The organism is Pseudomonas sp. Y24-6 (genome assembly GCF_020295325.1).
Taxonomy (GTDB): domain Bacteria; phylum Pseudomonadota; class Gammaproteobacteria; order Pseudomonadales; family Pseudomonadaceae; genus Aquipseudomonas; species Aquipseudomonas gregormendelii.
On the sequence record NZ_JACBXG010000029.1, the window covers coordinates 1 to 8,689 of the forward strand.

Annotated in this window: 6 protein-coding genes and 1 rRNA gene; 3 read left to right on the top strand and 4 right to left on the bottom strand. The window is 59.1% G+C overall.

What is annotated here, in order from left to right:
- Window positions 1-98 precede the first annotated feature (98 nt).
- Window positions 99-214 (top strand): 5S ribosomal RNA (gene rrf / locus HYI44_RS28895).
- Window positions 215-404: 190 nt separating this feature from the next.
- On the opposite strand, the gene HYI44_RS28900 is transcribed toward rrf, so the two are convergent.
- Together HYI44_RS28900 and HYI44_RS28905 are read right to left on the bottom strand one after the other, a co-directional pair.
- Window positions 405-1,382: a FecR domain-containing protein gene (locus HYI44_RS28900; protein WP_225571178.1), complete on the bottom strand. Its 978-nt coding sequence runs from the start codon at window positions 1,380-1,382 to the stop codon at window positions 405-407.
- 146 nt (window positions 1,383-1,528) lie between these two features.
- A complete protein-coding gene (locus HYI44_RS28905; protein WP_122840831.1) occupies window positions 1,529-2,218 on the bottom strand; it encodes a GntR family transcriptional regulator in 690 nt (229 codons plus the stop codon).
- A gap of 189 nt (window positions 2,219-2,407) precedes the next feature.
- Between HYI44_RS28905 and lapG the strand changes: the two genes are divergently transcribed.
- Window positions 2,408-3,100 carry a cysteine protease LapG gene (gene lapG / locus HYI44_RS28910; protein WP_122840832.1) on the top strand — a complete coding sequence of 231 codons (693 nt, stop codon included), beginning with the start codon at window positions 2,408-2,410 and terminating at the stop codon, window positions 3,098-3,100.
- A 14-nt stretch (window positions 3,101-3,114) separates the two neighbouring features.
- Window positions 3,115-5,061 carry a cyclic di-GMP receptor LapD gene (gene lapD / locus HYI44_RS28915; protein ID WP_122840833.1) on the top strand — a complete coding sequence of 649 codons (1,947 nt, stop codon included), beginning with the start codon at window positions 3,115-3,117 and terminating at the stop codon, window positions 5,059-5,061.
- A 73-nt stretch (window positions 5,062-5,134) separates the two neighbouring features.
- On the opposite strand, the gene HYI44_RS28920 is transcribed toward lapD, so the two are convergent.
- Both HYI44_RS28920 and HYI44_RS28925 read right to left on the bottom strand, forming a co-directional pair.
- Window positions 5,135-5,473, bottom strand: a complete 339-nt coding sequence (locus tag HYI44_RS28920; protein ID WP_122840834.1) for a tryptophan synthase subunit beta — start codon at window positions 5,471-5,473, stop codon at window positions 5,135-5,137.
- A 147-nt stretch (window positions 5,474-5,620) separates the two neighbouring features.
- On the bottom strand, window positions 5,621-8,689 hold a 3,069-nt coding region (locus tag HYI44_RS28925), incomplete at its 5' end, for a type I secretion C-terminal target domain-containing protein (RefSeq protein WP_225571179.1).

The window sequence follows — 8,689 nt, forward strand, 5'->3', positions numbered from 1 at the left end:
AAACCCCTATCTGCGTATGCAGGTAGGGGTTTTGTTTTTGTAGAAGTCACTCATTTTCACCTGCACGTTACTGCTGTAACGGGCGGGTCACAGAATTTCTTGACGACCATAGAGCATTGGAACCACCTGATCCCATCCCGAACTCAGCAGTGAAACGATGCATCGCCGATGGTAGTGTGGGGTTTCCCCATGTGAGAGTAGGTCATCGTCAAGATTAAATTCCGAAACCCCTATCTGCGTATGCAGGTAGGGGTTTTGTTTTTGTCGAAGTCACTCATTTTCACCTGCACGTTACTGCTGTAACGGGCGGGTCACAGANGAATTCCAAAACCCCTGTCTGCTAACGCAGACAGGGGTTTTGTCGTTTAGCACCCTATCAATGCCACTTGCCCATCACTGATGACTCAGGCTCTGCCTTGCAGGGTCACCCACCAGCGCGTTCGGTAGTGCAACTGGACGGGAAGTGCGTGCGTCAGGGCAACGAGGAGCTGGTCAGTGTCGTCCAGACGGAATGCCCCGGTGAGGCGTAGGTCGGCAATATCTGTGGCGCAGCTCAGGTGGCCATGCCGATGGCGGCCCAGTTCGTCCAGGAAGTCCGCGAGACGCATATTTCGCGCAACCATCAGGCCGTCCACCCACGAACCTGGCTCCAGGTCAGGCGGTGACGCCAGCGACGCTTGTTGGTGATCGACCAGGTAACTTTGCCCGGGACGCACCTCAATGGGCACGCCAGCGGCGGACACTGGTGAATGAATGATCACCTTGCCGGCCGTTACGCTGAGCCGGGTGTGGTTCGGTTCCTGAAGAAGGACATACCGGGCATCCACTCCCTCGAACAATCCATGAACACTTTGCACTCTTAACGGACGATCAAACGAGGCGGCTTGATCGATCCCGCCACAGGTCACGAGTATCTCGCCATGGGTCAGTTTGATCAGTCGCTGATGAGGGGTGTAATCCAGGTCTGCCGAACTGGCGGTATTGAGCTCGAGGCGGGTGCCGTCAGGCAGCTGGAAACCACGTCGTTCGCCAGTGGTGGTGGCGAAGTCGCAGGTCCATTGTTGCCAGTGGTATGCGTCCTTGGCCAACCAGGCTGTCGAACCCACCAGCAGCAAGCCCGAGAGCATCTTCAGGGCTTGCCGGCGGCCTACGCCCAAGGCACTGGCTGGCGAGGTATTCAAGTGGTCCGGGGCGCCTGGTATGGCGCGCGGATCGCTGTTCAGCTCGGCCTGCAGGGATTTGACACGCTGCCAGGCCAGTTCGTGTTCCTGGCGCTCCGCGCGCCATGCATCGCATTGCAGGCGCAGCCGGGAATTGCCAGCGTTGTTGCGCAAGCGCAGGAGCCAGTGGATAGCCTGTCTCACGACATGTTGATCAGGCATCTGTGCTGCCAACGGTGATGAAGACATGATGCGGCTGCCCGGATGTCACAATGATAATTAGTCGCATTGTCTTTCACCGAAAGCCAATTACGCAACTGATCGCCCCGCGTCTGTCGAATGACATCGATCAAACCTTCTTGGAACGGCTATTGCTCGGGGCTATTGAGATAACGCGTAATCACTTCCACCGCACGATTGAGGTGCTGTTCAAGCAAGCGCACTGCGCCCTCGACATCACGGTCCCCCACTGCGCGCAACAGCGCCCGGTGGTCCTCCTGGGACAATTCACCCAGGTTCATCGCCTCCAGATTGAAGCGCAGGAAGCGTTCCTCTTCATTCAGCCCCTCCTCCACCAGCCGCAACAGCCTGCGGTTGGGCGCTTTACTGTAGAGCGCCATGTGGAAGAGGCGATTTAGACGACCGATCTCGGTAAAGTCGCGCTCTGTCTCGAGATCATCGATATGCCGCGCTGCCTGTTCAATGTCCTCGGCTGTAAGCAGAGGGATCGACAGACGCAGTGCTTGCGACTCCAGCAGAATGCGCAGTGCGTAGGTTTCCACCGCATCGCCTTGAACAAGCGGCGCAACAACGGCGCCTTTGTGTGCGATGACGCTCAGCAGCGACTGCGCCTCAAGCTGACGCAGTGCTTCGCGAACCGGCATGCGGCTGACCCCGAAGAAATCCGCGAGGTCTTGTTGGCGCAACGCTGTGCCACACGGGATTCGGCCGTCGAGAATCGCCGAGCGCAAGGTCTCTTCAATCACCGCGCGGGCCATGTGTGCGGGGATTGGCGCGTTGATCTTGATACTGCCTAGAGGGTTGGGCTTTTGTGTCACAACGCACCCTGAATAAGTTTTAATGATATTGGATCCAAATTTACACTAGAGACTGTCGGACAAGATGTCAAACCGGCGGCCTCCCTGAAAGTTTAGCGCGCTATCAGTGATCTCATCGTGCCATTGTCTTTTGTCGGGCTAACCTGCACCATCAACCGAATTCCACCTGCCTGATCTGGATGCCTCGCATTGGCGGTACGTTTCGCGATCCCTCGGACTTTGCGCTGGCTCTCATGCGCCCTGCTGCTGGCTGGCGTCATGCTGGGCGGCCTGCATGCCGATTGGGATTTCTCGCTGATCAGTCGCCGTGCCCAGGCATTGTACGGGCCCTTGGGCGAAGGGCAGCAACGCATTGACGCCTGGCAGCATTTATTGGCTACACAAAAGCAGGTCGGTGAACTCGAGCAGCTCAATCTGGTTAATCAGTTCTTCAACCGCAAAGTGCGTTATGTGGAGGATATCGACCTGTGGAACGAGGTTGATTATTGGGAGACGCCGGTCGAAGCGTTGTGGAAGGGCGCAGGAGATTGCGAAGACTATGCCATCGCCAAGTATTTCAGCCTGCGCCATCTTGGTGTTTCCAGTGACAAACTGCGCATCACCTACGTCAAGGCCCTGCGCCAGAATCGCGCGCATATGGTATTGACCTACTATTCGAGTCCCGAGGCGATGCCGTTGGTGCTCGACAGCTTGATCGATGCAATCAAGCCCGCCAATCAACGAACCGACCTGTTGCCGGTCTACTCTTTCAACGCAGAAGGGTTGTACCTTCCGGGCGCCAAGGGCAACAAGAAAGTCAGCGACACTAAACGCCTGTCCCGCTGGCAGGATGTGTTAAAGAAAATGCAGGCCGAAGGTTTTCCGGTCGAGACGACTAACTAGGAGCACGCGCTCAGATGTCTTTGTTCAAACAGCTTTTGATCGCTATCTGTCTGTTCCTGGTAGTCGCTTTCACTGGCAGCTTCATGGTCAGCCTGGAAAGCTCGCGGACCCAATACGTCAACCAGCTGCGCTCCCACGCCCAGGATGCAGCGACGGCCCTGGCGTTGTCCCTGACGCCTAATATTGATGACCCGGCGATGGTCGAGCTGCTGGTCAGCTCGATTTTCGACAGTGGCTACTACGCCAGCATTCGGGTGATAGACGTCAGCAACGACAACGTCATCGTGGAGCGCAGCGGCATTCCAGCGGTGACCAACGTGCCCGACTGGTTCGTCAAGCTGATCGGGCTGGAGCCCGCCGGTGGTGATGCCATCGTCAGCCGTGGCTGGGAGCAGGCGGCGCGGGTCGAGGTCGTCAGTCACCCAATGTTTGCATTGGCCAAGTTGTGGCAGAGCGCACTGGGCAGCCTGGGTTGGTTGCTGCTCTGTGGCGCCGTCAGTGCGGTGCTGGGTGCGCTGCTGCTGCGTCGGCAATTGAAGCCCCTGGACTACATGGTCAAGCAATCCCACGCGATTGCCCGGCGTGAGTTTCTCAGCCTGCCGGACCTGCCGCGCACCCCCGAATTGCGACGCGTTGTCCAGGCCATGAACCAGATGGTCGAGAAGCTCAAGGCGCTGTTCCAGGAGCAGGCCGAGCGCAGTGAAAAACTGCGAATCGAATCGTACCAGGACAACCTCACGGGCTTGGCCAATCGGCGGTACTTCGAGATGCAATTGAATGCCCGGGTGAGCAATCCGGAGCAGGCCAGCTCGGGTTATCTGCTGTTGCTACGGGTCAAGGATCTGGCCGGTCTGAACCAGCGTCTCGGCGGTCAGCGCACCGACGAGTTGCTGATTGCGGTCGGCGAGCAGCTGTCGCGGGAGTGCGCCAAGTATCCCGAGACTCACAACCTGGTCACGCGCATTCGCGGCGGCGAGTTTGCCGTGCTGGCCCCTGGGCTGGTCCGCGAAGAAGCGCTGCAACTGGCGCGCAATCTCGACAGCGCCTTGGCGAGCCTGCATGCCACGGGTGCCACCGATGTGGCCTCGGTTGCCTCCCTGGGCCTGGCACCGTTTGTCCATGGTGACTCACCGCAGGCGGTCATCGGGTTAGCCGACCAGGCTCTGGCGCAGGCGGAAACCCAGGGTGAACCGAGCTGGGCCTGCCTGGATCACAGCGCCTCTTCCCGCGTCGCGGATGACCACCATGCCTGGCACAATCTGCTGGATCAGGCACTGACAAATCGAGGCCTGAAATTGTACTTCCAGCCGGTAGTCGCCAGTCAGGACCCGCAGCTGGTGCTGCACTACAAGGTGCTGTCGCGGCTGATTGACGATCAGGGCCAGACCATCCCGGCGGGGCGTTTCCTGCCCTGGCTGGAGCGCTTTGGCTGGACCGCACGCCTGGACCGGCTGATGCTGGAACTGGTGCTGGAGCAAATGGCCGGTCATGACGAGTCACTGGCGCTGAACTTGTCTTCGGCCACGCTGGCGGATCCGCAGATGCTGAACAAGGTGTTCGAGATCTTGCGCGCACATTCGAACATGGGGCCGCGCCTGACCCTGGAAATCGGCGAGGAACAGATTCCCGAGCAAGCCGTGCTCGAGCAACTGACCAAGCGTTTGCGTGAACTGGGTTTCTCCCTGAGCCTGCAACGTTTTGGCGGACGCTTCAGCATGATCGGCAACCTTGCACGCCTCGGCCTGGCCTACCTGAAGATCGATGGCAGCTACATCCGTGCGATTGATCAGGAGGGCGACAAGCGCCTGTTCATCGAGGCGATCCAGCGCGCAGCGCACAGCATTGATCTGCCGCTGATAGCTGAGCGGGTCGAGACTGAAGGGGAGTTGTCGGTGATTCGCGAGATGGGGCTTTACGGGGTGCAGGGGCAGTTGTTTGGTGAGCCCAAGCCCTGGCAGTAAACACTTCAGAAGCACAAAAGATCGTCCGAAGGCTCGGGCCGCTATCGGACGATCTTTTGCTTTGGCAACGGTCCTAAATCAACCCCGTCTCTTCATCATCAATCAAGTGACTCAATCCACCCAACGCCTCACGCGCCTGGTTCCGGTCCATCAGCTTGGCCTGCGCCGCCGCCGGCAAGTCCGTCACCCGAATCACGCCTTTGCTGGTCAGCACCTGAATCAAGTCGTCGAGTACCCGGATCATTTCCAGGTCACTCTGCTTGAGCTGTTTGAGGCTGACTTCCATCACTTCGTTGGCGTACCACGCCTGGATCTCATGATGATCCGCGGGCAGCGTCTCGGTGGCCTCGGCGTAAACCGCCGCCTCCACGCGCACTAATTGGCCTTGCGCATCGCGTTGCACGTAAAACATTGAGCATCCCTCAGAAATGGACCAGCTTCATGCTGTCAGCAGCATAGGACAACTGCGCACGAGTATGCGGTGCGACGACGAAATCGTCACCGGGGTGATTGTCGCAAACGTGACGGCCGCCCGGTTTGGGCGGCCATCCGCTGGCTATCAGCTGTTGTTGTGATCAACCTTGATGGTCGGATCGCTACCGGCAATCAGGTTGTGCAGGTTGGCGGTAGACCAGTTGTTGCCTTCGAGTTTGATCGTCACATCGGCCTTGGCAGCTGCTGCGTCATTACTGTTGAACTTGCCGGCAGAGTTCACTTCCAGGGACGACACGCCGTCCGCCGTGGTGATCTTCAGGAAGTTGTCGATGGTGCTACCGGTCTCGCCCCGCAACAAGTCACGCAGATCGATACGGTCGCCTTCGGCGGCCTTGAAGTCCTTGATCACGTCGGTACCGGTGTCGCCTGCTTTCCAGACGAAGGTATCGCCACCCAGACCGCCGATCAGGGTGTCGTTGCCTTTGCCACCCATCAGGATGTCATTGCCATCGCCACCGTCGAGCAGGTCGTTGCCGGTTCCGCCGAGCAGGATGTCGTTGCCATTGCCGCCGTACAGTTTGTCGTCGCCGCCTTGGCCGAAGATGATGTCATCGCCGGTGCCGCCCAGCAGCGTATCTGCACCATCATGGGCACCGGACATGTCGAACGCCTTGTAGTTCTCGGTCACGAACTGGTGCACGTTGCTTGGGGTGACCTTGTTGGTTTCGACACCTGTTTCCTGGCCGACGAACGCTTGCAGCGCGGTGTAGCCCTCACCGGTAACGCCGTTGAAGCTCACCAGGTCGCCGAAGATGATGTCGTTGCCATCGCCGCCGTTGATGGTGTCGCTACCTGGCATTGTGGCCTCACTGTGGCCGAGGATCGCGTTAGCCAGGTCATCAGGGTTGATGTTGGCCAGCGGTTTGCCTTTGGTCGTGTTGTACGGAGCCAGGTCGTTTTCGGTAACTGAGTTGTTCAAGCCAATGGCCTGTACGGTGGAGTTGGCGGCTGCGAACAGTGCCAGTGCCAGTCCTGCGTTAGTGGCGCTTGGGCGATCTACCCTGCCTTCGCCGTCGTTGTAAGACAGCTCGTAAGTCCCATCACCCTGCGCGTGAATCTTCAAGTCGCTGTCGACCTTCGAAGATGTCCAGTTGCCGAGAATGTCCTGGGTCCATTTGTAAACGTTGCCGCTGGCATCAACCAATGTCCGGAGTTTGCCGCCGATCATCGTGTTGAACGCGGTACCAGGCGTGTAATCACCGGCCTTCATCAGGCTGTCGAGATTGATGTCGGTGTTGGTGTTCGACCAGTGATAGTCGACGACCTTTGGATTGACCTGCTCAGACGACGTGTAGGCAGTTGGCTCACCGTCAGTAATGAAGTAAGTCAGGTTGGTCGCATTCGAGTTGCTCAGCGCCTCCTCGCTGTGGAACCAGTTGGCCGTGGTCTTGAACACGTCCTCGTAGTTGGTCCAGCCACCGGATTTCATGCTCTCGAGCACTGTTTTCAAGCTGTCCAGCGCGCCCTTGCTCGACAAGTCGACCGAGATCGATTTGTTCACCTGCGTATCGAAGTCAACCAGGAACACTTTCACGGTTCCAGGGTTTGCACCTTGGGATGTGGCGCTCGCGATCAGCGAGGTAAACACCGCAATCAGGGAGTTCTTGGCCGACGTCACGGAGGCGGAGCTCATACTGCCCGAACTGTCGACCATGAAGGCGATGTTGTAGTTCTGGCCCGGTGTCGTCGTCAGCCCGGCGATGTCCGCCACGATGATGTCGTTGCCGAAGGTGCCGTCCTGAACGTCGTCGCCCGCAGTCAGCGTGATCGGGTTGTACGTCGCCGGGTAGATGGTGACCGGAATCGTCGCCGTACTCGAGGCCGAACCACCCAGTTGCTCGGTAGAAGTCGAGGTCACGGTCAGGTCGAACTTGCCGTTGTAGTAAGCAGGTGGCGTCAGGGTCAGGTTGGCCAGGTTCCAGCCAGTCACTATCGCCTTGCCATCGGTGCCCACGGTCCAGGTGTGGCCCGCGTCGTCGCTCAGCACCATCCCTTTCGGGAAGCCGCTGATGGTCACGCTGAGGCTTTCCGAGCCGTCGGTGTCGGTCAGTGCGGTGGTGATCTTCGACAGGTGTACGCTGCCGTTCTCCGCGCCTTCGTTGAGCTTGTAGCCCTCGTAGTAACCTTCACCGTTAGCGCCGTGCAGCTCGGACACCGTCACGCCGGATGCGGCCAGGTTGGCCACGCCGGTGTACAGCGGGATACCGGAACTGCTCAGGTCGACAGCGGCGGCGCCGTTGATCGACAGGTTGACGTCATAGCTGCCCGGGCCACTCTGGTTGTGGTGGTAGATGTCGATGGTGTAGTAGCCGCTGGTGGTCGGCTTGAAGCCTGCGCCGGAGATGGCTCCACCTTTACCCCACAGCGCGCTGGCTACATCCTTGCCGCCAATCGTCACCAACAGACTGTCGTCAGCGCTGCCGCTGAAGGTGTAAGTCTTGCCGGCTTCAAGGTAAATAAGGCCGGAGGTTTTCGACGCGGTGCCCACAGCCACGTCGCCACTGGATTGCACGTTGCCGACGGTGGTGCTGGAGTTTGGTTTGCCGGCGGCATCGATCACCGATTTCAGCGTGTCGGATGGCGCGCCGTTACCGTTGGTGCCCAGGCCAGCCAGGCCGGTCCAGACTTCCTTGATCAAGCCCGTCGAGGTGACGTTGTTGCTGGCGACGTTCAGCGTTGGTGCATCTGCCACCGGGGTGATGTCGATTTTGATCGTGCCGGTGTTGCCCAGCAGCGAGCCGTCGGTTGGCTGGAACTGGATCTGCGCGTAGTCAGCCAGCTTGTTGCCCGTGCCGTTGGGGTTACCGTTGGCGCCAGACTCGTTGGTGTCTGGCATGAAACGCAACTTGCCCGCGTCGATGTCAGTCTTGGTGATGATCTGGTTAGGCGTAAGGTCGGTCCAGGTCGAGCCGTTCAGGTACTGCAATTTGCCGTCACCCGGCAGGCCGGTAATTTTTACACCCAGGCTGGCGTCGGGGCTGTCGACATCGCGGACGCCGAAGGTCGACCAGCCGAGGACCAGCGGGGTGTCTTCGGTACCTGTGACGGTAACCGGTGCGGCGATCGGTGCATCATTCACACCCACAACGGTAATGTTCAGGGTCGAAGTGACATTGCTACCGGAACCGTCGGT

Excerpts from the sequence above, each read along its gene's own strand:
- HYI44_RS28900 (WP_225571178.1), bottom strand. The coding sequence starts at position 1,382 with ATGCCTGATCAACATGTCGTGAGACAGGCTATCCACTGGCTCCTGCGC.
- lapD (WP_122840833.1), top strand. The coding sequence starts at position 3,115 with ATGTCTTTGTTCAAACAGCTTTTGATCGCTATCTGTCTGTTCCTGGTA.
- HYI44_RS28920 (WP_122840834.1), bottom strand. The coding sequence starts at position 5,473 with ATGTTTTACGTGCAACGCGATGCGCAAGGCCAATTAGTGCGCGTGGAG.